The organism is Spirillospora sp. NPDC049652, from assembly GCF_040675125.1.
Lineage (GTDB): Bacteria > Actinomycetota > Actinomycetes > Streptosporangiales > Streptosporangiaceae > Spirillospora.
Window position 1 is genome coordinate 1 of record NZ_JBFAOF010000005.1, and the last position, 24784, is coordinate 24784.

Genomic DNA, 24784 nt, shown 5'->3' on the forward strand with positions numbered 1-24784 from the left:
AGGCCGCAGGCCGCAGGCCGCAGGCCGCAGGCCGCAGGCCGCAGGCCGCAGGCCGCAGGCCGCAGGCCGCAGGCCGCAGGCCGCAGGCCGCAGGCCGCAGGCAATGGCGACCCCACACGCGGCCCGCCGTCCACGGCCACCGCCACGCGCGGCCCGCCGTCCATGCCCCCACGTCCCCCCCTCATCGGGCGACCCCATCCGCACCTGCACCCGGGCAGCGCCCCATAAACACCCACGCTCCAGCTGCTCGAACGCGCCGCCCCCCAACCACGCTCCAGTTGCTCGGACGCGCCATCTCCCAATCCGCGCCAACGCTCGGGCAGCGGCCGACGAATACCCAAGCTCCCGACGGGCCGGACAGCTGCACGCTTGTACCCCAAACGCCCGCAGGTTCCGCCGGCACTCGCCCGGTGTACCCGCCCTGGACCGGCGAGATGTCGTGGATCCCCGGCATCCCGGACCCGGAGCACGGCGCGCTGCGGGCGTCGAGCGGACATGCAGCCACCGACACACGCAGCCAACCTGTTCGCGCCCCCCTGTCCGAATGAGCGCACACCCAGCGCCTCACGCCCTCTTTAACTCGCCTTCAGTAGCGTGCGCTGCCTATGCGTCTCGCCAATGTCGCCTTCCGCTACGGCCGACGCGGACCTTGGGTACTCCGCGACGTGTCAGTCACCCTCCGCCCCGGCGACATCGTCGAACTCACCGGGCCGAACGGCGCAGGCAAGTCGACTCTGCTGAGACTGCTCGCCGGCCTCCACCGGCCGCACCATGGCGCCATCACCGAACGCCCTGCCTCGGTCGGCTACGCCCCTGAGCGTTTCCCCACCGATCAGCCCTTCACGGTGAGCGCCTACCTGGCGCACATGTCCGCGCTACACGGGCTCCCACCTTCCGCTGCGGCCCGGTGGACCCACCTCCTCAATCTTGATCATCTTCTGAGCACCTCTCTCGGTGACCTCTCCAAAGGCAGCGCTCAGAAAGTAGGGCTCATCCAGGCCCTCCTCCCCGCGCCCCCACTTCTCCTCCTGGACGAACCCTTCTCCGGCCTGGACGCCACGACCTTGGACCTCCTCCCGAAACTCCTGGCCTCTCTCGCCGCCGAGGGCACCACCATCGTCCTCAGTGACCACCAGCGCGTCCTCCATCAGCCTGATGCCGCACCCTTTCTTCCAACCATCAGGCACTTTCACCTCTCCAACACCACTCTCACGGACCAGAGCACTTCCACCCCACCCTCCGTCCAAGACCGAACGCCTGCCCCAGCTGCGGCCCCCACGCTCCCCAACGGCTTCCCCGCCGCGCCGGCCCCGCGCCTCGCAAGTCACACGAGCCCCAGCACCCCGGCCAGCGCCGCGAGCACCTCCCCGAGCGCACCATCTGCTGAGAACGGTCAAGGCCAACCCCTCCCATCCACCGCTCCAGGTGACAACCGCCAAGCCGAAGCAGCCCGCCAGAGCACAGCGGTTACGGGCGAGCCGCCCCTACGTGAGCCATCTGAAAGCCCACCGAACCCGTCGCTCCGTGGTGAATGGACGGTTCTTGAGGTGGTCGTGAGAGCGGACGAAGCAGACGACGTCGAGCGCGGGTTGCGGGCCGCCGGGCGAATTGTGCGGAGGGTCGACCACTCGTGACCGCGCTCATCCGTTTCCAGCTCGCCGGATATCTCCGTTCGATGAGGTTCCTCCCTTCGCTGATAGTCGCGCTTCTCCTGGTACTTCTGGTGTTCGGCCAGTGGCCGAGTGGACCTGACCCGGTCAAGCTCGCGACTGGCACGTACGGGGACGCCGCCGCCTTCATGGTTCCGCTCTCGGCGTGGACGACCCGCTCACTGCTCGACACCCAGCCCACCGTGCAGCGATGGCTCACTGTGCTGGCCGTCCGCCGATCCGCTGTAGGCGGGCTGCTCGCTGCCTTCACAGCCAGCAGCGCGATCAGTCTTCTGCTCTTCGCCGCTCCCTTCCTCCAGGCACTGACAGTTGGGGTTCCGGCAAAGACCACAGGGGCCGCCGTGCTTCTCGCCGTGTTCGCCTGTGCCGCCGGCACCGCCATCGGCGCATGGACGAGCCGAGCAATCATCCCCGGCGCCGGAGCGGCCCTCCTGGCCCTGCTCTGCGCCCTGACGGCATCCCTCCTGCTCGGCCTGGGACGTCTGAATTACCTGGCCATCCCCTATCTGAACTGGATCAAGGCGGCCCATAAGGGCCCGTCTGCGCTCCAAGCCTCACTTCCCGGCGTCATGCTTCACCTCGGGCTCTGGTGCCTGATCGCGACGACCGGATACCTGGTGGTTCTCCATCGCCGAAGCATCCCCACCTGACGTAGCCCCAGCCTGCGAGGCACCCCCTTCAGTAACCAAGCCCGATCCGCACACGGAACCCGCCTAAGGCCGCGCCGGTCCATGGCCGCAGCGCCCTCCCCTCAAGGCCGGTCAAGTCCGAGGCCCCTCCCCTCCAGAGCCGGTCTCAACCACGGCCCCGGCTCATATCCACGGCCTGACCGCACCACGGCCAAGTCCCATCCACACGGAGGTCCCCTCGTCCAGGTACGAAGCCGTTCCACACCCGACGTCCGGCCGCCTTGAGCCGAAGTTCGTCCGCTTTGAGCCCGGCCCACGTCCAAGGCCCAGCCACCCCCAGACCGGTCTTAACCACGACCACGCCCATGTCCACGGCCTGACCGCCTCACGGCCAAGTCCTCCCGCACGCGAATCTCGTCCGTACACAAATCCCGTCCAGGTACGAAGCCGGTCCACATGCGAGGTGCGTCCACCTTGAGCCCGGCCCACGTCCAGGCCCATCCACCCCCAAACCGCTCGCGGCGACGCCCATGTCCAGCCAGTCCGCGCCAAGGCCGTCCGCGTGCAAGGCCCGTCCACCACGGGCCCCGTCAAAGTGCTTGGTGGGTCAATCGGGCACTTTCCAAGGGGGCATCAGGTTGCACCATGAAGGACAGGCTTCCTGGGTCGCCCCAGAACCAGCCCAGGGCCGGGTCCGAGTCGAGCTGGACGACGAGCCGTCCGCCGTTGAGGCGCTCACGGAGTTGATCGGTGAGTCTCCTGGTCGCGGCCTTGCGCGCCTCGGACGCTTCTCGCGCGTCCTGGTCGGTCTTGTCGGTCGCGCCCCGGCCCTCGGCCGGTCCCGTTCTCGCCGCCTCAACGGCCGCCCTGACCTCCTCCAAGCGGACGGAGTCGACGTTCGATGGGAGGACGGACACCGACCGCCTCGGCCGGCGCGGAAACAGGAAAGCAGGGTCGTGGTCGTCTTCTCGTCTGAAGCATCCGGGATCCAGCTTGGAGGGCCCTGCGCCGAACGCCGACGCATCACCGTCGGAGGCTCCAGAAGGATGGCAGGCGGTGGGCTGGCTGACGGGCTTCCCTGCGCCCGACCGGACCGTGCCGGTGCCGGCCGACAGCAGCGACGAAGCCAGAAGGTCCCCAGCACCACGGTCACGGTCACCAACAGCCCCACCCGGGGCCGCGTACTGGGGCGAGACGCGGCCCAGTCGCGACGGAAGTGGATCCCGGAGGCTCGGAGCGGAACGACCGCTCTTCCTTGTGGCCTTGGCCCAGGAACGGTCGGTGAGCCGAATGACCTGGTCGGCTATGGGCCCCTGTGCTGGCCCGGCTGCCGTTGTCTCCGCCACAGGACGGGAGGCGGGTTGCCGCTGAACCAGAGGCGGACGGCCCGAATCCAGCGGTCCCCTCGCACGATCGGCTTCGAGCAGGACGGGCCATCCGCCGATCTGATGGCGCGGAGCGCCGTCGGACCAGACCTGTTCGAGCCAACTCTCATAGAGGAACCGGTACGGGCCAAGCGTTCCCGGACGGACCCGCTCCAACAGGTCGAGGGCGGGATCCAGCGGGCTCGGCAGCGACCAGAACGGAGCCACGCCCCAAGAACGGCCAGCGGACGCCACCGAAGGCACAGGAGGCGACGCCGGCTCCAGATCGTGGGCATAGACGCGACCGGACACGGACTCGTCATCCCGCACGCCCGGCACGACAGCCGAATGGTAGAACGACGCGTGCCCCCTGGCCGGAAGGCCGTCCAGGCGCGGCATCGCGGCGAAGTCGATCGTGCAGAGGTGCCGCATCGGGCGCCCCCCGGCCGTCGGCCAGGGTTCCCCGGACGGGAGTAACGGCCGGTCGCCGAGGTGCAGGGCGGATGATCCGCCAGACGCCAGACGCAGGGCCGGACGGGCGAGGGAGAGCAGGATCCCGGCGGTCTCCGGCGTCAGGAAGGCGCTGAAGAGCGGGTGGAGGCGGCGGAACAGTTCGGCGTTCATGTGACCCAGCGTGGCGGGTCCGCTCCAGCCGTCGCCACTCGTCCGGCGATCTGTGGATAACTTGTCGGTCAGCGCGGTTCCAGGGCTCCCGCCAGCTGGTCGAGGAACTGGTCGACCTCCCGCTCGCCGTAGGCGGCGACGAGGAAGCGGCCCGTCCGGAAGGTCACCTCGCGCACGTCCCGGGCCGTCACCGGGGCCTGGGTACCGCGCAGACCGGCGACCACCCGGTCCAGGAAGGCGTCCACGTCGGCCATCACGTAGCCCGAACGAGCGACGGCCTTCGGGAAGTGCGCGTCCTGCACCCACGAGATCAGCCATTCGGTCTGGACGCGCGGGCGACGCCGACGGGTGGCGCGCTGGGCCGGGGCGGCCTGGAGCCGCAGGATGCACTCCTGCAGCATCGTGTCGACCGCCCGCCGGTCATAGCCATGGATCACCACGTTGAACCGGGTCGCTCGGACCTCGTCCGCGCCCAGCGGAGGGCCGCCACCCTCCAACGCGGCCCGGACGCGCCTCACCAGCTCGTCCACCTGCGCGCGGTGGTATCCGCGCATGGCCACAGGGAAGCCTTCGGCCGTCACCGCCACCGGCGTTCTCCTTCCGGGGCGCGCGGCCGGGGCTCAGTCCTCGGTGGACGCGGCGAGCTGGCCGCAGGCGCCGTCGATCTCGCGCCCGCGCGTGTCGCGGACCGTGACCGGGACCCCGTGGGCCTCCAGCCGGCGGACGAACTCGCGCTCGTCCTCGGGCCGGGAGGCGGTCCACTTGGAACCCGGCGTGGGATTCAACGGGATCAGATTGACGTGGACGAGATGTCCGCGCAAGAGGCGGCCCAGCAGGTCGGCCCGCCACGCCTGGTCGTTCACGTCCTTGATCAGCGCGTACTCGATGGAGACCCGCCGTCCGGACCGCTCCGCGTAGGCCCACGCGGCGTCCAGGACCTCGGAGACCTTCCAGCGGTTGTTGATCGGGACCAGGTCGTCCCGGAGCTCGTCGTCGGGGGCGTGCAGGGAGACCGCGAGCCGCACCGACATGTCCTCGGCGGCGAGCTTCTCGATGGCGGGCACGAGGCCGACCGTGGAGACCGTCACCGAGCGCTGGGAGATGCCGAGACCGCCCGGGGCGGGATCGGTGATCCGCCGGACAGCGCCGATCACGGCCTTGTAGTTGGCCAGCGGCTCGCCCATCCCCATGAAGACGATGTTGGAGACCCGGCCGGGGCCTCCGGCGACGCGGCCGCGGGCCAGGGCCCGTGCGCCGGCGGCAACCTGCTCCACGATCTCCGCGGTGGACAGGTTCCGGGTGAGCCCGGCCTGCCCGGTGGCGCAGAACGGGCAGTTCATGCCACATCCGGCCTGGGACGAGACGCACATCGTGGCCCGGTCCGGGTAGCGCATGAGCACCGACTCGAACAGAACCCCGTCGAACGCCTTCCAGACGGTCTTGAGAGTCCTTCCGTCGTCACAGGCCAGTTCGCGCACCGGGTCGAGGAGTTTGGGCAGCAGCGCGCCGACCAGCCGCTCGCGGAGGGCGGCGGGCAGGTCGGTCATCTGCTCGGGATCGTCCTCGAGCCGCCCGAAGTAGTGCCGGGACAGCTGATCGGCCCGGAAAGGCTTCTCGCCGAGTTCGGCGACGGCCTCGCGCCGCTCGGCGGCGGTCAGATCCGCGAGGTGGCGCGGCGGCTTGCCCCGGCGAGGAGCGGCGAAGACGAGCTTCGCCGGGGTCTTCTTTACGGTGGCGGCCGGTTCGGCGGTAGCAGACATGGTTCTCCCAGTGTCGCAAACCCCGGCCTATGCCTTGGACGCTTGGCGTAACCGGTCGCTTAGACGCCCGCTGCGCCGCACCCATGGCCCGAGGCAATTCCGCTCAGAATCAGCTACCGGCGAGGCCCGGCCTAAGGGGTGGGATCGTCCGCCCACGCGTTGCGGACGTGCCGCAAGTGGTGATCCATGGCTGCGGACGCGGCGCCAGGGTCACCCGAGGCGACCTTGTCCAGCAGCTCCAGATGCTCGCGCGCGTAGAAACCGAGCTCCTGGCTCTGGGCGAGCTTGGGCACTCCATAGAGACGCGACCGGTAGCGAAGCCGTTCCACAACCTCGATCAGATGCTGGTTTCCCGCCAACGCCAGCAGTTCCAGGTGAAACGCATGGTCCGCCTCGATGTAGGCGATGGTGTCACCCCGGTCGGCGGCCTCCACGATCGCCTCCGCCAGGGGGCGCAGAGCGGCGATCCGCTCCGGCGGGACGGATTCGGCGACCTTGCCCACGGTGGGCACCTCGATCAGGGTGCGGACGGCCGTGATCTCGTCCAGGTCGCGGGCGGTCAGCTCGGTCACGCGGAAACCCTTGTTGCGGACGGGAGTGACGAGCCCCTCCTTGGCGAGATCGAGCATCGCCTCGCGCACGGGCGTCGCCGAGACCCCGAACCGCTCGGCCAGCACCGGCGCGGAGTAGACCACGCCCGGCCGCATCTCCCCGGCGACCAGAGCGGCGCGCAGCGCCTCGGCGATCTCCTCCCGGACGTTCGGGCGGACCCCGAGGGCGGGCAGGTTCGGCGTTTCGGTCACGGGCGCTCCTTATTCCCCTGGCCGGTAGCGTGTCACAGTGTGACGCAACGTCACAACACGGCCGAGCCATGCAATGTGAAATGTTACAGTGCGGCCACCACCCCTCACCTGGCCTTCGCCTAGGCCGCCCAAAGGCGGGACACTCGAAGGGACGCCCATGTCTGACGCCGCAGCCGAACGCTTCGCGACCGGCAGCCACGATCTGCCCGTCTCCCCCGCGCTGGCCGAGTATCTGAGCCATTCCTGGGCCGATACCTCGACCACGCCCGCGCCTCTCGACTCCGCGCCGTACGCGGCGAAGCGGCGAGCCGCCCTTTCGGAGCGCTTCCCAGGTGAGCGTCTCGTCATCCCCGCCGGTGGGCTGAAGGTCCGCAGCAACGACAGCGACTACCCGTTCCGGCCGCATTCGGCGTTCGTCCATCTCACCGGCGAAACCGGTGTAGAGGCCGTACCGGATTCAGTCCTGGTCCTCGAACCGACCGGGAACGGGCACGAGGCCACGCTCTTCACTCACCCGCGCTCCCCGCGCGATACAGGCGAGTTCTACCGCGACCGACGCCACGGCGAATTCTGGGTCGGCCGCCGCCGAACCCTCGCGGAACTCCAGGCCACGCTGCAAATCGAGGGCGCGCCCAGGGAAAAGCTGGCTGACGCACTGCGCGGGCGCGAGGTGCCGACCCGGGTGATGCGCGGAGTCGACGCCGACGTGGACGATCTGGCCCACGACCACGCCGACCCGAAGGCCGACCACGAATTCGCCTCTTTCGTCTCCGAGCTCCGGCTCGTGAAGGACGACTGGGAGGTCGCCCAGCTCTCCGCGGCCGTCGACTACACGACGCTCGGATTCCGTGATGTCGTCGCTGCACTCCCCAAGGCCCTCTCTCACCGCCGCGGCGAGCGTTGGGTGGAAGGCCAGTTCAACATGCGTGCCCGCCTGGAGGGCAACGGCGTCGGCTACGAGACGATCGCGGCCGCCGGCTCGCACGCGTGCGTCCTGCACTGGATCCGCAACGACGGGCCGCTTCGTCCCGGTGAAATGCTGCTGCTGGACGCGGGCGTCGAAACCGACACCCTCTTCACCGCCGACATCACCCGCACCCTGCCCATCTCAGGGAAGTTCACCCCGGAACAGCGGCGCGTGTACGAACTCGTCTACCGCGCACAGGAAGCGGGAATCGCGGCCGTTAAGCCGGGAGCACGGTTCCGCGACTTCCACCTCGCCGCCATGCGCGTCATCGCGGAAGGACTGGAGGACTGGGGCATCATTCCGGACGCCGAAGCAGCGCTCGATCCCGAGTCCGGCATCTACCGCCGCTACACGCTTTGCAGCAGCGGCCACATGCTCGGATTGGACGTCCACGACTGCGCCAAGGCGCGGGCGGAAACCTACCTGGACGGGGTCCTGGAGCCTGGCCACGTCCTCACGGTGGAACCGGGCCTCTACCTTCAGCCGGACGACCTGACTCTTCCCGAGGAACTGCGCGGGATCGGTGTCCGCATCGAGGACGACCTGGTCGTCACCGAGAACGGTTCGCGACTCCTGTCTTCCGACCTCCCCCGCCACCCGGACGACATCGAGAACTGGATGGCGGACCTCGCCTGAGGCGGCCCAGGCGCGGTTCAAAAAAGCTCGTCTCTGAATAGCTCGCCGAAGTGAACGGCCTCCCCGGGTTCTCGGGGAGGCCGTTCCTCATGGGGCCGGGCCATGGGTGAGGCCCGGAGCTCTTGCCGGAGCCAAGAAGCCCTTTCTCGGCTCCGCGGAACCCGCGCGACGCTGACGCGAGCATGAGGCCGAAGCCTCACATGGTCAGCGGACCCGGTAATTGTCCAGTGGCCGGAGCGTTTCTCCCGGCTGCGCGGCGGCCTTGGCCACACCGACCCACGTGGGCGTGGGGTCTGGGCTCTTGGCGCACGGGAGGTCGACCAGTCCCCGGTTCTTCGGCAGCGTACCGTCGCGCAGATAGTCGATCAGCGGCTTGTCGAGGCAGGCATTGCCCGCGAGGGTGATGGCATGGCGGCCACCACCCTGCTCGACGACGAAGCGCGAGTTCGGCATGGCCTTCGCCATTTCCACCCCGCCCTGGTAGACGGTCGCGGCGTCCTCCGTTGCCTGGAACAGCAGCGCGGTCGGAAGTCCCTTGCCGGTAATGCGCGTGCGCTCTCCGCCCTTGCCCGCCCAGAAGACACAGGCGGCGTTGTACCACATGTTCGAGTAGGTGTAGTAGTGCGCCTTCTTGTCAATGCGGGCCTGGTCCTTGCGCCAGAATCCCCAGTCCCTCGGCCAGGTGCTGTCGCTGCACTGGACCGCGTTGTAGAGGTCGAAAGAGTCGTCTGTGGGATCCGGCGCCGCGTACTTGTCGTAGGCGATGCGCAGGGGCCCTGCATCCTTGCTGTTGGTGTAGGCGGCGAGCACCGTCGCTAGGCGCGGCCACTTGGCCGGGTCATAGCCGCCCGCGAGCTGGGTGTCGTCCCATTCGTCCGCGCCGATCTTGCCGTCCACCGGAGTCTTTCCGAGCGAGGCGCGCATCGCGTACCACTTGCGTTCCACACCCGCGGCGTCCGTGCCCAGGTGGTAGACGTCGTCGGCCTTCGCGGCCCACTGAGTGAAGGCCTTGAAGCGCTTTTCGTGCTGGAGGTCCTGCCGGACGTTCTGCTCGTACCAGCTGATGTGCGGGCCGACGATGCTGTCCAGGACGAGCCGCTTCACATGACTCGGGAACATCTCGCCGTACGTCGATCCCAGGGTCGTCCCGTAGGACCAGCCGAAGAAGCTGATCTTCTTGGCGCCCAGGGCCTGCCTGATGTCGTCCATGTCGCGGACGATGTCGACAGTGCGGAGGTGCGGCAGCAGATCGGCGTACTTGGACGCGCAGTCGGCCGCATAGCCCGCGGCCTTGCGCAGCCACGCCTGCTCGGTGCCCGCACTGGGCTGGTAGTCGGGACGCGGCCCGTCGAAGTAGTGCGGGTCGCACGCCATGTGCGGCTCGCTGCTCTGGGTACCGCGCAGGTCGAACCCGATCCAGTCATAGGACGCCGCCACGTCCGCTGGCATCTTGGAAGGCGCCCACGGCGCCATCCACAGGCCACTGATGCCCGGGCCGCCCGGATTGAGCAGGATCGGTCCCTGCCGTTCGCCGGCCGGGGCGGTGGCGGGCAGCCGGTTCACCGCGATCTTGATCTTCGGGCCGTCCGGCCGGGCGTGGTCGAGCGGAACCTCCAGCTTGGCGCACAGCAGCCGGGGGTTCTGGACGTCACCACAGGACTTCCAGTCCAGATGGGGCCGGTACCCGGAGGCCCCCGAGGGGGCGCGGTCCGGGGCGGCCTGGGCGGGCAGGGCGACGGCGACCAGGGCGGACGATGCCGCAGCGGCGGTCAGCGCCAACCCGACGGATCTCCTCATGCGTCTGTCTCCTCCACTGCGCGGAACCGGGACGAGGAAGGCCCCGCGGGGCTCAGCGCCCGTCAGAAGCATGTGCCAGTACAATGTCACGCACTACAACTCTGCAGACCCGTTGCCGAACCGTGACCAAGACCGAGAACGAACACGACCGGCGGTACCAAGACCGAGGACAAACACGACCGGTACCAACACGAAGGCCCCGGGACACACCCGGGGCCTGCCGCACATCAACGGCGGGGGTCGGCGCTCACACCGACCTGTCTAGGCGGGAACGAAAAGCTCCAGCAACAGCCACACGATCGGAGCCGTCGCGACAAGGGAGTCGAGACGGTCCATGACACCGCCGTGCTCCGGCAGAAGCGTCCCCATGTCCTTGATGCCGAGATCGCGCTTCAGCATGGACTCGATGAGGTCGCCCACGGTCGCGGTGACCACGGCCGCCAAGCCGATGATCACGCCCTGCCACCACTGGCCGTCGTCCAGGAGCGTCGCCACCAGGACACCGCCCACCACCATGCAGGTGATGGCCGATCCGGTGACGCCTTCCCAGGTCTTCTTGGGGCTGATCGTGGGCGCGAGCTTGTGCTTGCCCAGGAACGACCCGGCGAAGAAGCCTCCGATATCACTGGCCACCGTCACCGCGATGAAGATGACGATGCGGTGGTCCCCGTCGTCCGGCCTCATGAGCAGCGCGACGACGCCGCCCATGAGGATCAGGTAGCCGATGGAGAAGACGCCCGCGGTGACGTCCCGGACATAGCCGTCCGCGCCGTCCACCATGCGTGTGACCAGGACCGCCAGGGTGGTCAGCGCAAGAACCGCGACGAGCCCCGTGGTGCCCCACACGTAGGCGACCACCGGCGATGCCACCATCCCGGCCGCCAGCGGGATGAACGGGACCTCGATCTGGCGTGTGCGGAACGCGTCGGCGAGCTCCCGAAGTCCCAGCAGCAGGAACGCCACCATGACGACGAGGAAGATCTGCTTGAACGTGTAGAGCGAGATCAGGACGAGCGCGCCGAGCGTGAGCCCCACGCCGACGGCGATGGGGAGGTTGCGGCCCACCTTCTTCTGCTTCACCGGCTGGTCCGAAGAACCGTCGCCGGCAGCGGAACCGCCGTCTTTCGCGGAACCGCCGACGGAGGCCGCGGCGCTGCCCGCCTCCCGCATGGGAGAGGCTTCGCTCCGCATGCCTGAAGCGGCGCCCGCCTCCACCGGGAATTCACCCGGTTCGGCCTGAGCGCCGCTTTCGTCCGCCGCTGCGGACTCGGTCATCGGACGGTCCGCGGGACCCGCCTCGCCGGGCGGGTCCACGGGACCGGGGGTGACCGGTTCGTCCGGGGAGCGAGCGGGCCCCCCGGCGTTGTCCAGTTCCATCAAACCTCGAGCAGTTCGGCCTTCTTGTGGTCGAGCAGCTCGTCGATCTGCGCCACGTACCGGTGCGTGGCGTCGTCGAGCTCCTTCTCCGCGCGCCGGACCTCGTCCTCGCCGGCCTCGCCGTCCTTGGCGAGCTTGTCGAGGGTGTCCTTGGCGCGGCGCCGGATGTTGCGGACCGAGACCTTGGCGTCCTCGGCCTTGCCGCCGGCGACCTTGATGAACTCCTTGCGGCGCTCCTCCGACAGGTCGGGGAAGACCACCCGGATGACGTTGCCGTCGTTGGACGGGTTGACGCCGAGGTCGCTGTCGCGGATCGCGCGCTCGACCGCCGCCATGGACGACTTGTCGAACACCTGCACGATCACCATGCGCGGCTCGGGCAGCGTGAACGAGGCGAGCTGGTTGATCGGCGTGGGCGTGCCGTAGTACTCCGCGGTGATCTTGTTGAACATCGCGGGAGTGACCCGACCGGTGCGGATGGCCTGGAAGTCCTCCTTGGCGACCGCGACCGCCTTCTCCATCTTCTCCTCGGCCTCGAGGAGGGTCTCGTCGATCACTTCGACTCCCATGTCATCCGATGAACCGTGCCGTCACTGCTCGGCCGGGCTGACCAGCGTGCCGATCTTCTCACCGCGGACGGCCCGGACGATGTTGCCCTGCCCCATGAGGTCGAAGACCACGATGGGGAGCGTGTTGTCCATGCAGAGGCTGATGGCCGTGGCGTCCATGACCTTCAGTCCCCGCTGTAGGACCTCACCGTATTCCAAACGGTCGAACTTGACCGCATCTGGATTCTTACGGGGGTCGGCGTCGTACACGCCGTCCACCTGAGTGGCCTTGAGCACCGCCTCCGCGCCGATCTCCAGCGCGCGCTGCGCGGCGGTGGTGTCGGTGGAGAAGAACGGCTGGCCGAGGCCCGCGCCGAAGATGACCACACGGCCCTTCTCCAGGTGCCGCATGGCGCGGCGCGGGATGTAGGGCTCGGCGACCTGGCTCATCGTGATGGCCGTCTGGACGCGCGTGTCGACGCCGAGCTTCTCCAGGAAGTCCTGGAGCGCCAGGCAGTTGATCACGGTGCCGATCATGCCCATGTAGTCGCTGCGGCCGCGGTCCATGCCGCGTTCGGCGAGAGCCGCGCCGCGGAACATGTTGCCGCCGCCGCAGACGACCGCGACCTGGACGCCGTCCTGGACGGCCTCGGCGATCGCCTCGGCGACGTGCTGGACGACCTCCGGGTCGATGCCCATGGGGTCTCCCCCGGCGAACGCCTCGCCGGAGAGCTTCAGCAGGACGCGCTTCCAGCCCGCCCGGGGCGCGTGGGTCTCACGGCCCCGCGCGTCCTGGCCGGACGGCGCGCTCTTCGCGGACGACGAGGCCGCCGTCGTGTCAGGGTTGGTGTTTTCCGGCACGTCGGCGGCCTCCTCGATCATGGTCTGCGAATTCGTCCTGTCTCCAGGGTGCGTCAGGACTGGCCGACCTTGAAGCGGGCGAACCGGACGACCTTGACGCCGTTCTCGTCGAGCAGCTTGGAGATCGTCTTCTTGTTGTCCTTGACGAACTGCTGCTCGAGCAGGACGAAGTCGCGCAGGTAGGCGTTGACCCGACCCTCGACGATCTTGGCGATCGCGGCCTCGGGCTTGCCCTCCTCGCGGGTCTTGGTCTCGGCGAGCGCGCGCTCCTTCTCGATCACCTCGGCGGGGATCTCCTCGAAGGTGAGGTACTTCGGCGCCATCGCGGCGATCTGCTGCGCGACGTCCTTGGCGACCTCGGCGTTCTCCTTGTCCAGCTCGACCAGCACGCCGGTGGTCGGCGGCAGGGACGGGTCGGACTTGTGCAGGTAGCTGGCCACGTAGGCGCCCTGGAAGTGGGCGTACCGGCCGAGCTCCAGCTTCTCGCCGATCTTGGCGCTGTTCTCCTCGATCAGGGCCTGGACGGACTTGCCCGGCTCGATCTCGGCGGTCGCCAGGGCGGCGGCGTCGGCGGCGTCGGAACCGGCGGCGAACTCGACGATCCGCTGCGCCAGCTCGATGAAGTCGGCGTTCTTGGCGACGAAGTCGGTCTCACACTTGATCTCGAGCATCGCGCCGTCGCCGGAGCCCTTGAAGTGCTCGGCGACCAGGCCGTTGGCGGCGGTGCGCTCGGCGCGCTTGCCGACGTCCTTGGCGCCCTTGAGGCGCAGGATCTCAACGGCCTTCTCGAAGTCGCCCTCGGCCTCGGTCAGGGCGTTCTTGCAGGCCATCATGCCCGAGCCGGTGAGCTCGCGGAGGCGCTTGACGTCCGCGGCGGTGAAGTTGGCCATCGCTCTTCGCTTCTCTCGTCAGTGGTCGTGGTGCCCATGGCGATCCCCGGCGGCCGCCTCGGGTGGGCGGCGCACCGGGGATCGGGGGCTCAGGACTGGTCGGACTCGGACGGCTTCTCGGTCGCCTCGGCCTCAGCGGCAGGAGCCTCGGCCGGGGCCTCGGCGGGAGCCTCGGTCTCGGCGGCGGCCTCAGCGGCGGGAGCCTCGGCGGCGGGGGCCTCGGCCGGGGTCTCCTCGGCGGGCTTGCCCTCGAGCAGGTCGCGCTCCCACTCGGCCAGCGGCTCGGCGGCGGCGCCACCCTCGGCCGGCTTCTCGTCGCCGCCCTGGGCGGCGCCCGCGCGGGCGATCAGGCCGTCGGCCACGGCGTCGGCGACCACGCGGGTCAGCATCGCGACCGAGCGGATGGCGTCGTCGTTGCCCGGGATCGGGTAGTCGACCTCGTCCGGGTCGCAGTTGGTGTCCAGGATGGCCACGACCGGGATGCCGAGCTTCTTCGCCTCGTTGACGGCGATGTGCTCCTTCTTGGTGTCCACGATCCAGATGGCGGAGGGGACCTTCGCCATGTCGCGGATACCGCCGAGGGTGCGCTCCAGCTTGTCCTTCTCGCGACGCAGGCCGAGCAGCTCCTTCTTGGTCATTCCGGAGCCGGCCACGTCGTCGTAGTTGATCTCCTCCAGCTCCTTGAGCCGGGTGAGCCGCTTGTGGACGGTGGAGAAGTTGGTGAGCATGCCGCCCAGCCAGCGCTGGTTGACGTACGGCATCCCGACCCGGGTCGCCTGCTCGGCGATGGCCTCCTGGGCCTGCTTCTTGGTACCGACGAACAGGATGGTGCCGCCGTGCGCGACCGTGGCCTTGACGAACTCGTAGGCACGGTCGATGTAGGACAGCGACTGCTGCAGGTCGATGATGTAGATGCCGTTGCGCTCGGTGAGGATGAAGCGCTTCATCTTCGGGTTCCACCGGCGGGTCTGGTGGCCGAAGTGGACGCCGCTCTCGAGGAGCTGCCGCATGGTGACGACGGGAGCCATAGCCCGTGTTCTCCTGTCCGGCCCGGCCTTGTGGGGCGGGGCCACGTTTCGGTTGGTTGCCTGCGCCCGGACACTGCCCCACCGCCGCAAACGACGGACCGAGAGGCCGTGCCCCACACCAGGTGGCGGGCGGGCGCGTGAATTCGGCCGCCCGGGGGTGACCACCGTGCGACCGTTACCCAAGTCTACGGGATGACGGGACCGGACGAGGAACCAACCGCCCATCGCAGCCCGCCGCCACCGAGGTTATCCACAGATCAGGCGCCCGCTGGCGGCAGCGTCCCCGTCTTGGGCAGCCTCGGTCCATGACCCTGTTCATGGCGATGATCATCTTCCTGGTGGCCGTTTCCGGCCCCGTACCGGGCATCTCCGGGCCTCCCGGGCATCCCGCCCCGGCCCGCTCGCACCCGTCTCGGCCTGCCGTGCCGCCGCCCTCCAGATCGGACGCAAGCCCCTTACGCCATGCAGATGTGGAGGCTTCCATAACCGGGGCGCCCTCAAGTCGCATGATCACGGCTGGAGGGAATGGGCTCGGTTGGCCCACCAACCGCGAGGCCATGATCGGCGCTCTTGTGGCCAGTGATTCCCTGCTCCGCACGATCACGAATTCCGTGGCACCGAGGGACGTGATCACCGAAGAGGATGTCTCACCTGGGGTGATCACGACGCACGCACCGCTGGCGGCGACAACCGATAGCTCCTCATCCTCCCCGGAGGACGCGACCGGGTGGCGATGGCCGTTGGGGCCACCCGTCCCGGCCGTGGTGCGCGACTTCAGTCCGCCCACGTCACCGTGGCTGCCCGGCCACCGTGGCGTCGATCTTGCGGCGTCGCCCGGAGAGCCGGTCTATGCGGCCGGGCGCGGGCGAGTCTCCTACGCGGGCGTCCTCGCGGGCCGGAACGTCGTGGCGATCACACATGGAGAGCTACGGACCACCTACCTGCCGGTCCGTCCTGCCGTCCCGGTCGGGCGTGATGTCCCGGCAGGCGCTCGCATCGGGACCGTGGAGGCCATCGTCCCGACGCACTGCTCGCAGGCATGCCTGCATTGGGGGTTGCTGCGGGGTGCCACATATCTGGACCCGCTGGCGTTGGTCCGCCCCCTCGTACGCCTGCTGCCGCTCTGGCAACCGGATTCTGAACCCGCCCCACCAGGGGTCCCGTTTCCTCCGTCTCCGCAGGACACCGGGCGAAGCTTCCAAGCTTCCCCTGATCTCGGGACTCTCCCCGGTCTGGGGCATGTCCCCGAGCGCCGGGCTCTGCCTGGCCGCCAGGTTCCGTCTGGCCGCCATGATCCGCAGAACACCCAACCGGCGCATGGCGTCGCCCCCAAGGCGAAAGATCGCCAGCCGCCGAAGGACGAGCAGCCGCTGCGACCTGCGCTCCGGGGAGCTTCAACGGCCACCACGGGCCTGCTGACCTGCCTGGTCCTCGCTCTGGCGCTGGCCTTCGTGCGCAGGGTCCGGTCACGACCCCGCTCTCGGCCTCACGAAGATCACCAGGCACACCGGCAGCCGCCGAACGTCATCGACCTCGCTCATGAGCGCCGCCTCCGGCGTCCGATAGAGCGACAGTCCCGGTAGGAGTTCCATGTGAAGGTCGCGGGTCGGTCCCCGCACCAACCACCTGGCGACCGTCGCCGAAACCCTCGCCATGATCCGCAACCCTGATCTGAACCCCGCGCTGGCGGCACAGGGGTACGTGGGCCGTCATTCCGCAACGCCGCGTGGGTGCGCCTGGCGGTGTACCTGCTTCAACCGCTCAACCGAGACGTGCGTATAGAGCTGGGTCGTCTGGAGGGAGGCATGGCCCAAAATCTCTTGGACGCTGCGCAGATCTGCCCCGCCCTCCAGAAGGTGGGTGGCCGCGGAATGGCGTAGCCCGTGAGGTGCCAGGTCCGGTACCCCGCCGACCTCCGCGATACGCGTGTGCACGGTCCGCCGAGCACTCGTCGGATGCAGACGTCCGCCACGGGCGCCCAGAAACAGCGCTGGGCCACTCTCGTCCGTCCTCAGTTCGGGTCGCCCCGCCCGGAGCCAGTCCGCCACAGCGCGGAGTGCCGGCTCCCCGAGCGGCACCGTGCGTTCCTTGCCGCCCTTCCCGAAGACTCGCACCGTCTTGCGCGCGGCATCGACGTCGTCGATGTCAAGGCCGCACAGTTCACTGACCCGTAGCCCCGCACCGTAAAGGACTTCCAGGATCGCGAGGTCCCGCAGCCCGATCGGGCCGGTCACGTCCATCTTGTCCAGCAGGCGGCCTGCCTCGTCCTGGGCGAGCACAGTCGGCAGGTCGCGCGTCCGCTTCGGCGTGCCCAGAAGCGGCCCTGGATCAGTCGCGAGAACACCACGCCGGTACAGCCACCGAGTGAACGTCCTCGCCGCGGCCGTGCGCCTGGCAAGGGTGGCTCGCGAACGGCCCATCGCATACTGCCGCGCAAGCCACGCGCGCAGGACGCTCAGATCCAGGTCACCGGGCGAAGAGAGCCCAATGGTCGCGCCGTAGTGCGACAGGTCCCGGAGATCTCCCAGGTAGGCGCGCAACGTGTGCTCTGAGACGTCGCGTTCCGCGCCCAGGAACGTCGCGAACTCCGGGAGCAGGTCATCCAGCGCGCCAGGACGCCGCTCCTCCCCCTCCGGCCGGCTGTCGCCACCTTCCTCAGCACTCACATCCGCCACGTTGCGTCCCACACCCCCCGAAATCAAGCACCGCCGCGTCCCCTGAATCTCACAACGGCGCCTAACTCGGCAGGCGATCACCTCTAGACCATCAAGCGAACGTGCCCGCCCGCGAAGCCTGCACTGCTCAAGCCGACCCGTGCAGCAGCCGGCGCGGCGATCGTTCCAGGCGGCGGGGAGCGATCGCCCGGACGGCCCCGATTCAGATAGCGGACGGACTCCGCCGTATCGAATGTCGTCGAAGACCGTCTCTTCACATCCCTCCCATGCACTCCGGACTCGGATCGCATAGTGCGGAGCCGGCCTGGAGTTATCCACAGAACGTAGTTCGGTTATCGCCGAGTGTGCCCGGGCGGCATCGTCGTAAGCCGGAGGTGAGGCCGATGAACGGCAACCAGATGCTCGGACAGCGAGGCGAGGACGCGGCGGCCGCGTACCTGAAGCGTCTCGGCTGGAATGTGCTCGACCGCAACTGGCGGTGCTCGGAAGGCGAACTCGACATCGTGGCCTACGACGGCCGGTTCCATGTCGCCTGCGAGGTGAAGACCCGCCGGTCGAAGGCGTTCGGTGATCCGCTGGAGGCGATCACCGAACGCAAGGCGGCGCGGTTACGGAAGCTGGCGCTGCGCTGGGCCGCCTCGAACCGGGTGCCGGGAGCGCACATCCGCGTCGACGTCATCGCGCTGGTCTGTCGTGGCGAAGACTTCTCTCTGGAGCACCTGCGGGGGGTGTGCTGAATGACGCTCGCCAGAACACGCTCGGTCTCGCTCGTCGGCGTGGACGGCTTCGTGGTGGACGTCGAGGCGGCCATCACGAGCGGCGTCCCCGGTCTCCATCTGGTCGGGCTTCCCGACGCGGCGCTGAACGAAGCCCGCGACCGAGTACGCGCCGCGATCTACAACTCGGGTGAGGATTGGCCCAACAGGCACGTTACGGTCTCGCTGTTCCCGGCCAGCCTGCCGAAGAAGGGCTCGACCTTCGACCTCGCCATCGCCGTCGCCCTTCTCGCCGCGGCCGAGGCCTTCTCCCCGGCCGCTTGCGCGGGGCTGACGCTGGTCGGCGAACTCGGGTTGGACGGTCGGGTCCGGGCGATCCCGGGCGTCCTCCCGGCGGTCCTCGCGTCCGCCAACGCGGGTTGCCAGACAGTGGTCGTTCCGCGGGCGAACGCCGCCGAGGCGCGACTCGTCCCGGACGTGGAGGTCGTTGCGGTCGCCAGTCTGCGTGAGTTGCTCTGCCTGCTCCGCGACGAGCCGCCGCCCATCGAAGAAGACCAGTCCGAGCCCGCGACGCACTACGGCGTGGACGGCCTCACTCCGCGCTGTCCCGATCGGCGCAGCGATCTCGACCTGGCCGACGTCCGTGGTCAGGCGGAAGCACGCCGAGCGCTGGAAATCAGCGCGGCGGGCGGTCACCATCTCTTCTTCGCGGGGCCGCCTGGCTGCGGGAAGACCATGTTGGCGGAACGGCTCCCCACGCTGATGCCGCCGCTGGAGCCGGAGGCGGCCCTGGAGGTCACGGCGATCCATTCGGTGGCGGGCACACTGCCACCCGACCAACCGATGATCACCCATCCGCCGTTCCACGCGCCGCACCACACGGCGACCAGGGCGGCGATCGTGGGGGGCGGCTCCGGACGTGTCCTGCAGCCGGGAGCGGTATCCCTGGCCCACAGGGGGACGCTCTTCCTGGACGAGGCTCCGGAGTTCCAAGGCGGAGTCCTGGACGCCCTTCGCCAGCCTCTCGAGGAAGGAGAGGTGAGACTGTCCCGGGTCGAAGGGACCGCGCGGTTCCCGGCGCGTTTCACTCTGGTCCTGGCAGCGAATCCCTGTCCGTGCGCCGCCGCCAAGCAGATGGATTGCTGCTGCCCGCCGGGGATCCGTCGCAAGTACATCTCCCGCGTCTCCGGTCCCCTGCTCGACCGGGTCGATCTGAAGCTGGAGCTCACCCCGGCGAGCCGTGCGGAACTCAGATACGACCTGGAGTTCGCCGAAACCAGCGAGGTCGTGGCCGCACGCGTCCTGAACGCCCGCGAGCGGGCGGTGAAGCGATTGTCCGGCACCCCTTGGCGAACGAACTCCGAGATCCCGGGCCCGGAACTCCGCCGGCACTTCACCCCGCCCCGAGAGGCGATGGGGGCCGCCGACGAAGCTCTGCAGCGGGGAACCCTCAGCGCCCGCGGCCTGGACCGCGTCCTCCGCGTCGCCTGGACCATCGCCGACCTGGCAGACCGCGACGAGCCAGGCGACGACGACATCGGCGGCGCGCTGGCTCTCTGGAACGGCCGCTGGACATAACGCCTCCCCGCGGCCCCGCCCCGCCGCTTCTCGCCGCACCCTCGATCGGCGCCCCTCACGTGGTCCCCCCTCCCCACTCACAGCCCCGCCCGCACATCAGTGGGAGAACGGCCAAGTCGTCGTCCATCGCTTTCTTGAAGCTGGGGCACCTCAGTTCCCGCCCCCTGACCCGAGTCCCGGCGTGCGCTCACCAACTCCCTGGTCGATGCGTGACCAGCAGACACACAAGGAGCGATAACCGCAGCCAAGAACCCTGGAGAACGACGACGGCGCCCTCGTCCGGAATCGTCGGGGTCGTCGGTGAGGTCAATCAGGTCCAGGCCGTCGGCGGAGATGTTGCCCCGCCGACAGCACCGCCCTGCTTCATCCAGTCCAGCAACCCTCCCCAGCACTCGGCGGAGGGCAGGGAGCCCGAGGCCAACCACAACGGGCTCACGGGTATCCGCAGACGAGGACGGCCGGAGGTCTTCCAGGCGTCCCGACCTGCCCCCTTCAACCCGCCCATGCCGGGTCGGACGGCATGGCGCTCACTCCAACCAAAAGCAATGCCCCGAGGAGGCACACATGACCGAGGATCGGATCGCCCGGGCGACGCTCACCGCGCTGGCCGAACCGGGAGAGCCCGTGCTCAACCAGATCATCGACCGGCTGGGCGCATCCGGAGCACTTGCCGCCATCCGTTCCGGCCGGTTACCGGACGAGATGGCAGCTGGAATCGCTGACGGTTCCATGGTGGCCAGGATGACCGAGCGTCTGGCCCATTGGCGGATTCGGCTGTCGGCGGCCGAGCCGGCAAGCGATCTGCTCGTGGCCGAACGCCTCGGCGTGAGACTGGTCTGTCCGGGCGATCCCGAATGGCCGACCACTCTGGACGATCTCGGCTCCCGCCGACCGTACGCCCTGTGGCTGCGTGGTCCCAGCGATCTGCGCCACGGCTGTCTACGTTCGGTGGCCCTGGTCGGCGCACGCGCAGCTTCCTCTTACGGTCAGCGCATCGCGTCGGAAATGGCGTCCGAACTCGGTGAGCGCGGGTGGACGGTCGTCTCCGGCGGAGCCATGGGCATCGACGCGGCGGCCCACCGAGGAGCCTTGGCGGCCGACGGTCCGACCGTCGCCGTTCTGGCGAACGGAGTGGATGTCCCCTATCCGGCCTGCAATGACGGACTGTTCGCGGAACTCGCGCGCCGCGAGCTGCTCATCAGCGAGTCCCCGCCGGGCACCGCGCCGAGACGACAACGCTTCCTCATCCGCAATCGCGTCATCGCCGCCCTCTCCAGAGGCACGGTCGTCGTCGAGGCGGGACGCCGAAGCGGAGCGCTCAGCACCGCCCACTGGGCTCGCAAGCTTGGCCGTGTCGTCATGGCCGTCCCCGGGCCCGTGACATCGGCGGCCTCGGTCGGTTGCCACGCTCTCCTCCGCGACCCGCCGCCCGCCCTCCTCGTCACCCGAAGCGAAGAGGTCATCGAGGCCGTGGGCGAACTCGGCACCGACCTGGCTCCGATTCCTGCCAGCCCCGTCCTGTCCCGTGACCTGTTGGATCCGGTCGCGCAGACCGTCCTGGAAGCCCTCCCCTCGCGGGCGGCAGCAGGTCCGGCCCAGGTAGCCGCGAAAGCCGGCGTCGACCTCCCCACCGCCAACGCGAAACTTGGCCTCCTAGCCGCAGGCGGCTTCGTGGAACGCGCCCCTGGCGGCTGGCGCCTCACCCAGAAAGCCAAAGCGCCGTGACTTCCGCGCCCCCTCAGCCATTGCTCTGGAAGGCGTCTCCATCCGGGCCAGCCTGCCCACCCGACGGCTGGCGGCTGGCGGCTGGCGAACGGCGGCTCGGTCGGCAGCGGCTCGGTCGGTGGGCTGGCGGAGGGGAGGGTGGGTTATTGGTCGGCGGGGAGTTCGAAGTCGCTCTTGGCGAGTTCTTCGACGTTGACGTCCTTGAAGGTGACCACGCGGACGTTCTTGACGAACCTGGCCGGGCGGTACATGTCCCAGACCCAGGCGTCCTGCATGGTGACCTCGAAGTAGACCTCGCCGTTGTCGGCGCCACGGACCTGGAGGTCGACCGAGTTGGTCAGGTAGAAGCGGCGCTCTGTCTCCACGACGTAGCTGAACAGGCCGACGACGTCGCGGTACTCGCGATAGAGCTGAAGCTCCATCTCGGTTTCGTACTTCTCGAGATCCTCGGCGCTCACACCCGTGTCCCTTCCGTCCGGGCCTCGTGGTCCTCCCCGGCTGGGTCCCCCATGACCACGATCCCATTGTTACGCACCAGCCGGCCCACGTTGACGAAGGAGAGGCGGTGTTCGGCACAGGGGCCGTGTTCGGCGAGGGCAGCGGTGTGCGCCTTGGTGGCGTAGCCCTTGTGCACGTCAAAGCCGTACTGGGGGTATCGCTCGTGCAGGTCGATCATGATCCGGTCCCGGGTGACCTTCGCCACGATCGAGGCGGCGGCGATGCAGGCCACCACCTGGTCTCCCTTGATCACCCCGAGGCTCGGGGCCACCAGGCCGGGGACGTTGAAGCCGTCGCTCAGCACGTACGCGGGTCGCTGGCCGAGTGCCGCCACGGCGCGGCGCATTCCGGTGATGTTGCAGCGGTGCACGCCGTAGCGGTCCACCTCGTCGCGGGGAACGATGATCACGCTCCAGCTCGCCGCCCGCTCGATGATCTCCTCGTAGAGGGCCTCGCGGCGGGCGGGGGTGAGGAGCTTGGAGTCGCTGAGTCCCTCGATGCGGCCTCGTTTGCCGTCCGCGAGGATCGCGGCGCCGATGACCAGCGGCCCGGCGCAGGCTCCACGGCCCGCCTCGTCCACCCCGGCCACCGGCGTGAACCCGGCGTGTCCGAGGGCGCGTTCGAAGCCGTACAGCCCGGCGTCACGCCTGGGCGTGTACCGCAGTGGACGACCCTTCATAGTCGCAGCGTACGTCCCCCGAAAGCCGAAAAGGCCTCTTTTGACGCTTCAGCGCCTTCAGCAGCAGGGACGCCTCCGAAATCCGCAGTTCATGCCCATCGCGGTGACGATTCAGCCCAAGGCGGAAGGTCGGAGGGGACTGTCTGTACGCGGAATCGGTTGAGGAGAGCCGTCTGAGTGACCGGTCCGCTGAACCGACCGACACCCTGCCGCATACGCCCATCTGCACGGGTGTCGAGCCCAGCGGGGTGCGCTCGATCATGATCGGCGCGCGTCGCGGCCTGGTCCGTCCTGCCCTCCTGCCTGCGGTTACTGGCATTTTGCGAGTTCTGATGAGGCAGACAAGGCAACCTGGAGGACACAAGCGGATGAATGATCTACCTACAGGTCACCTGCCTCGGGCGGCCTTGAAAGTGGCGTTCAGGCGGTGATCCGCGCCGCGCTCGCCGCAGCCCGGAAGCGGTCGCTGCGCCGCCTTGCCATCAGGCTCCGACGGGTTGGCGGACGCCCGGTTGCATTGCGATGCCGACTGGGCTGAAGCAAGTGGGTAGGCGGTCGCTTACGTGGGCTCGGTGGGCAGGCCCCAGCAGATCCACGAGCGGTGACCTGACCGGCCGGGCGGGTCGACGGGCGGTCGCTTGCGCCGTGGCGCCGAGCACGCTCCACGGATCAGCGGACGCCTGCTCGCATGGCATTGCCGGGTGGGCTCCGGCGGGGTGGTTGGCGGGCCACCGGCGGCTTGTGAGGGGCGACTTGAGTGGCTGGGCCAGTCGGCGAGCTGGCCCCTGCGCCAGGTTGCCGGGCAGGTTCTGCCGGGTGGCGGATGCCCGCGCGCGGCATTGCCAGCCGGGTTGGCGCAGGTTGGCGGACGGGTGCTTGCGTCTGGTTGTTGGGTGGGTCAGGGGTGGGTGCGTTGGCGCAGGCGGCGGGTCAGGTAGGTGAGCGGGACGGCGGCCAGGAAGCCCAGGGTCAGCGGGGCCGCGGGAGCCAGGGCGGTGGCGCTCTTCAGAGCCGGTTGCTTGAAGGTGCCCGGGATGGGGAGGGTGTCGATCCGGTTCAGCGGCCAGACGATGACGAAGGCGCGGCCGATGACGTGGTCGGTCGGGATGGTGCCGCCGCCCCGGTCGCCGCGGTGCCAGCGGGAGTCGGACGAGGCCTCGCGGTGGTCGCCCATGACCCAGAGCTGGCCGGGGCCGACGGTCGCGTCGAAGGGGTCGATGGACGGCTTGTTCTGCGTGTGGCTGGATGCGTCGGTGTACAGGTAGGCCTGCTCGTTCAGCGGGACGCCGTTGACCGTGACGCGGCCCTGGGCGTCGCAGCACTTCACGTGGTCGCCGGGGATGCCGACGACGCGCTTGATGTAGTCCTTCTCGTTCGGGGCGACGCCGAAGGCGCTCCCGACGGCGTGCAGGACCTTGCTGACCGGGTTGCTCGGCCGGCTGACCTGGACCTCGGGGTCCCACGAGTCGAGGCCGTTGAAGACGACGACGTCGCCGCGGGCGATGTCGCGGGTGTGGTAGACGACCTTGTTGACCAGGACGCGGTCGCCGATCTGCAGGGTGTTCTCCATCGACCCGGACGGGATGTAGAACGCCTGCACGACGAACGCCTTGATCACCAGGGCGAGGACGAGGGCGACGCCGATCAGGACGGGCAGCTCCTTCAGGAACGAGCCCTGCTTCTTGCGCTTCTTCCCGGAGTCCTCGGCGTCCGCCGTCTCGCCGTCGCCCCCGGCGGCGGGCCCCTCGGCGGCCTTCGCGGCCTCGGCGGCCTCGGGGGCCGGACCGGACGATTCGGGTTCGGTGGTGGACGGCTCCCGCTCGGAGGTCACGGCCTGCTTATCTTCGGGCACCGCGCCCTCGGCTTCGGATCGCACGTCTCTCCGATCGTCCTCGTAACTCATCAGATCGCCAGACTAGCGGCGCGAGGGCGGCGGAATCTCGTGCATGGCCGTGTCGT

The 24784-nt window shown here is 69.2% G+C and carries 21 protein-coding genes; 7 read left to right on the forward strand and 14 right to left on the reverse strand.

Features of this window, described 5'->3' with window-relative positions; translation table 11 throughout:
- Positions 1-605: 605 nt before the first annotated feature.
- Together AB0J52_RS00940 and AB0J52_RS00945 are read left to right on the forward strand one after the other, a co-directional pair.
- The gene (locus AB0J52_RS00940; RefSeq protein WP_500179485.1) at positions 606-1634 is read left to right on the forward strand and encodes an ABC transporter ATP-binding protein; all 1029 of its coding nucleotides are present in this window, start codon (positions 606-608) and stop codon (positions 1632-1634) included.
- On the forward strand, positions 1631-2320 hold the full coding sequence (locus tag AB0J52_RS00945) for a hypothetical protein (RefSeq protein ID WP_500179486.1): 690 nt from the start codon (positions 1631-1633) through the stop codon (positions 2318-2320). The genes AB0J52_RS00940 and AB0J52_RS00945 overlap by 4 nt, the downstream gene beginning before the upstream one ends.
- Before the next feature lie 569 nt (positions 2321-2889).
- On the opposite strand, the gene AB0J52_RS00950 is transcribed toward AB0J52_RS00945, so the two are convergent.
- From AB0J52_RS00950 to AB0J52_RS00965, 4 genes are all read right to left on the reverse strand, one after another.
- Positions 2890-4287, reverse strand: coding sequence for a DUF1963 domain-containing protein (locus AB0J52_RS00950; RefSeq protein WP_500179487.1), 1398 nt, complete (start codon positions 4285-4287; stop codon positions 2890-2892).
- Between the two features lie 68 nt (positions 4288-4355).
- Positions 4356-4874 (reverse strand): DivIVA domain-containing protein, encoded by a 519-nt coding sequence (locus tag AB0J52_RS00955; protein WP_500179488.1) that lies wholly within the window; start codon positions 4872-4874, stop codon positions 4356-4358.
- 33 nt (positions 4875-4907) lie between these two features.
- Positions 4908-6047, reverse strand: coding sequence for a dual-specificity RNA methyltransferase RlmN (gene rlmN / locus AB0J52_RS00960; protein ID WP_500179489.1), 1140 nt, complete (start codon positions 6045-6047; stop codon positions 4908-4910).
- A 131-nt stretch (positions 6048-6178) separates the two neighbouring features.
- On the reverse strand, positions 6179-6850 hold the full coding sequence (locus AB0J52_RS00965; protein ID WP_500179490.1) for a GntR family transcriptional regulator: 672 nt from the start codon (positions 6848-6850) through the stop codon (positions 6179-6181).
- Between the two features lie 157 nt (positions 6851-7007).
- Between AB0J52_RS00965 and AB0J52_RS00970 the strand changes: the two genes are divergently transcribed.
- Positions 7008-8453 (forward strand): aminopeptidase P family protein, encoded by a 1446-nt coding sequence (locus AB0J52_RS00970; RefSeq protein WP_500179491.1) that lies wholly within the window; start codon positions 7008-7010, stop codon positions 8451-8453.
- 204 nt (positions 8454-8657) lie between these two features.
- Here the strand turns inward: AB0J52_RS00970 and AB0J52_RS00975 are convergent, their stop codons facing one another.
- The 6 genes from AB0J52_RS00975 to rpsB all read right to left on the reverse strand — a co-directional run bounded on the left by AB0J52_RS00975 (position 8658) and on the right by rpsB (position 14954).
- Positions 8658-10250, reverse strand: a complete 1593-nt coding sequence (locus AB0J52_RS00975) for an alpha/beta hydrolase (RefSeq protein ID WP_500179492.1) — start codon at positions 10248-10250, stop codon at positions 8658-8660.
- 261 nt (positions 10251-10511) lie between these two features.
- Positions 10512-11465 carry a phosphatidate cytidylyltransferase gene (locus AB0J52_RS00980; RefSeq protein ID WP_500179493.1) on the reverse strand — a complete coding sequence of 318 codons (954 nt, stop codon included), beginning with the start codon at positions 11463-11465 and terminating at the stop codon, positions 10512-10514.
- A 161-nt stretch (positions 11466-11626) separates the two neighbouring features.
- Complete coding sequence (gene frr / locus AB0J52_RS00985; protein ID WP_500179513.1) at positions 11627-12184, reverse strand: ribosome recycling factor; 558 nt, start codon at positions 12182-12184, stop codon at positions 11627-11629.
- Positions 12185-12217: 33 nt separating this feature from the next.
- Entirely contained in the window at positions 12218-13036 is an 819-nt protein-coding gene (gene pyrH / locus AB0J52_RS00990) for a UMP kinase (RefSeq protein ID WP_500179514.1), read from the reverse strand.
- 53 nt (positions 13037-13089) lie between these two features.
- Positions 13090-13926, reverse strand: coding sequence for a translation elongation factor Ts (tsf, locus tag AB0J52_RS00995; RefSeq protein WP_500179494.1), 837 nt, complete (start codon positions 13924-13926; stop codon positions 13090-13092).
- Between the two features lie 89 nt (positions 13927-14015).
- A complete protein-coding gene (gene rpsB, locus AB0J52_RS01000; protein WP_500179495.1) occupies positions 14016-14954 on the reverse strand; it encodes a 30S ribosomal protein S2 in 939 nt (312 codons plus the stop codon).
- A 557-nt stretch (positions 14955-15511) separates the two neighbouring features.
- On the opposite strand from rpsB, the gene AB0J52_RS01005 reads away from it, so the two are divergent.
- Positions 15512-16537, forward strand: coding sequence for a M23 family metallopeptidase (locus AB0J52_RS01005; RefSeq protein ID WP_500179515.1), 1026 nt, complete (start codon positions 15512-15514; stop codon positions 16535-16537).
- 126 nt (positions 16538-16663) lie between these two features.
- Here AB0J52_RS01005 and AB0J52_RS01010 read toward each other — a convergent pair whose 3' ends face one another.
- Positions 16664-17620 carry a tyrosine recombinase XerC gene (locus tag AB0J52_RS01010; protein ID WP_500179496.1) on the reverse strand — a complete coding sequence of 319 codons (957 nt, stop codon included), beginning with the start codon at positions 17618-17620 and terminating at the stop codon, positions 16664-16666.
- Positions 17621-18012: 392 nt separating this feature from the next.
- On the opposite strand from AB0J52_RS01010, the gene AB0J52_RS01015 reads away from it, so the two are divergent.
- The 3 genes from AB0J52_RS01015 to dprA all read left to right on the forward strand — a co-directional run bounded on the left by AB0J52_RS01015 (position 18013) and on the right by dprA (position 21648).
- Positions 18013-18366: a YraN family protein gene (locus AB0J52_RS01015; RefSeq protein WP_500179497.1), complete on the forward strand. Its 354-nt coding sequence runs from the start codon at positions 18013-18015 to the stop codon at positions 18364-18366.
- Complete coding sequence (locus AB0J52_RS01020) at positions 18367-19923, forward strand: YifB family Mg chelatase-like AAA ATPase (RefSeq protein ID WP_500179498.1); 1557 nt, start codon at positions 18367-18369, stop codon at positions 19921-19923.
- 564 nt (positions 19924-20487) lie between these two features.
- Positions 20488-21648 carry a DNA-processing protein DprA gene (dprA, locus tag AB0J52_RS01025; protein WP_500179499.1) on the forward strand — a complete coding sequence of 387 codons (1161 nt, stop codon included), beginning with the start codon at positions 20488-20490 and terminating at the stop codon, positions 21646-21648.
- A gap of 143 nt (positions 21649-21791) precedes the next feature.
- Here the strand turns inward: dprA and AB0J52_RS01030 are convergent, their stop codons facing one another.
- From AB0J52_RS01030 to lepB, 3 genes are all read right to left on the reverse strand, one after another.
- Positions 21792-22106, reverse strand: coding sequence for a DUF2469 domain-containing protein (locus AB0J52_RS01030; protein WP_026414626.1), 315 nt, complete (start codon positions 22104-22106; stop codon positions 21792-21794).
- Positions 22103-22825 (reverse strand): ribonuclease HII, encoded by a 723-nt coding sequence (locus AB0J52_RS01035; protein ID WP_500179500.1) that lies wholly within the window; start codon positions 22823-22825, stop codon positions 22103-22105. The genes AB0J52_RS01030 and AB0J52_RS01035 overlap by 4 nt, the downstream gene beginning before the upstream one ends.
- A gap of 898 nt (positions 22826-23723) precedes the next feature.
- A complete protein-coding gene (gene lepB / locus AB0J52_RS01040; protein WP_500179501.1) occupies positions 23724-24701 on the reverse strand; it encodes a signal peptidase I in 978 nt (325 codons plus the stop codon).
- Positions 24702-24784 lie beyond the last annotated feature (83 nt).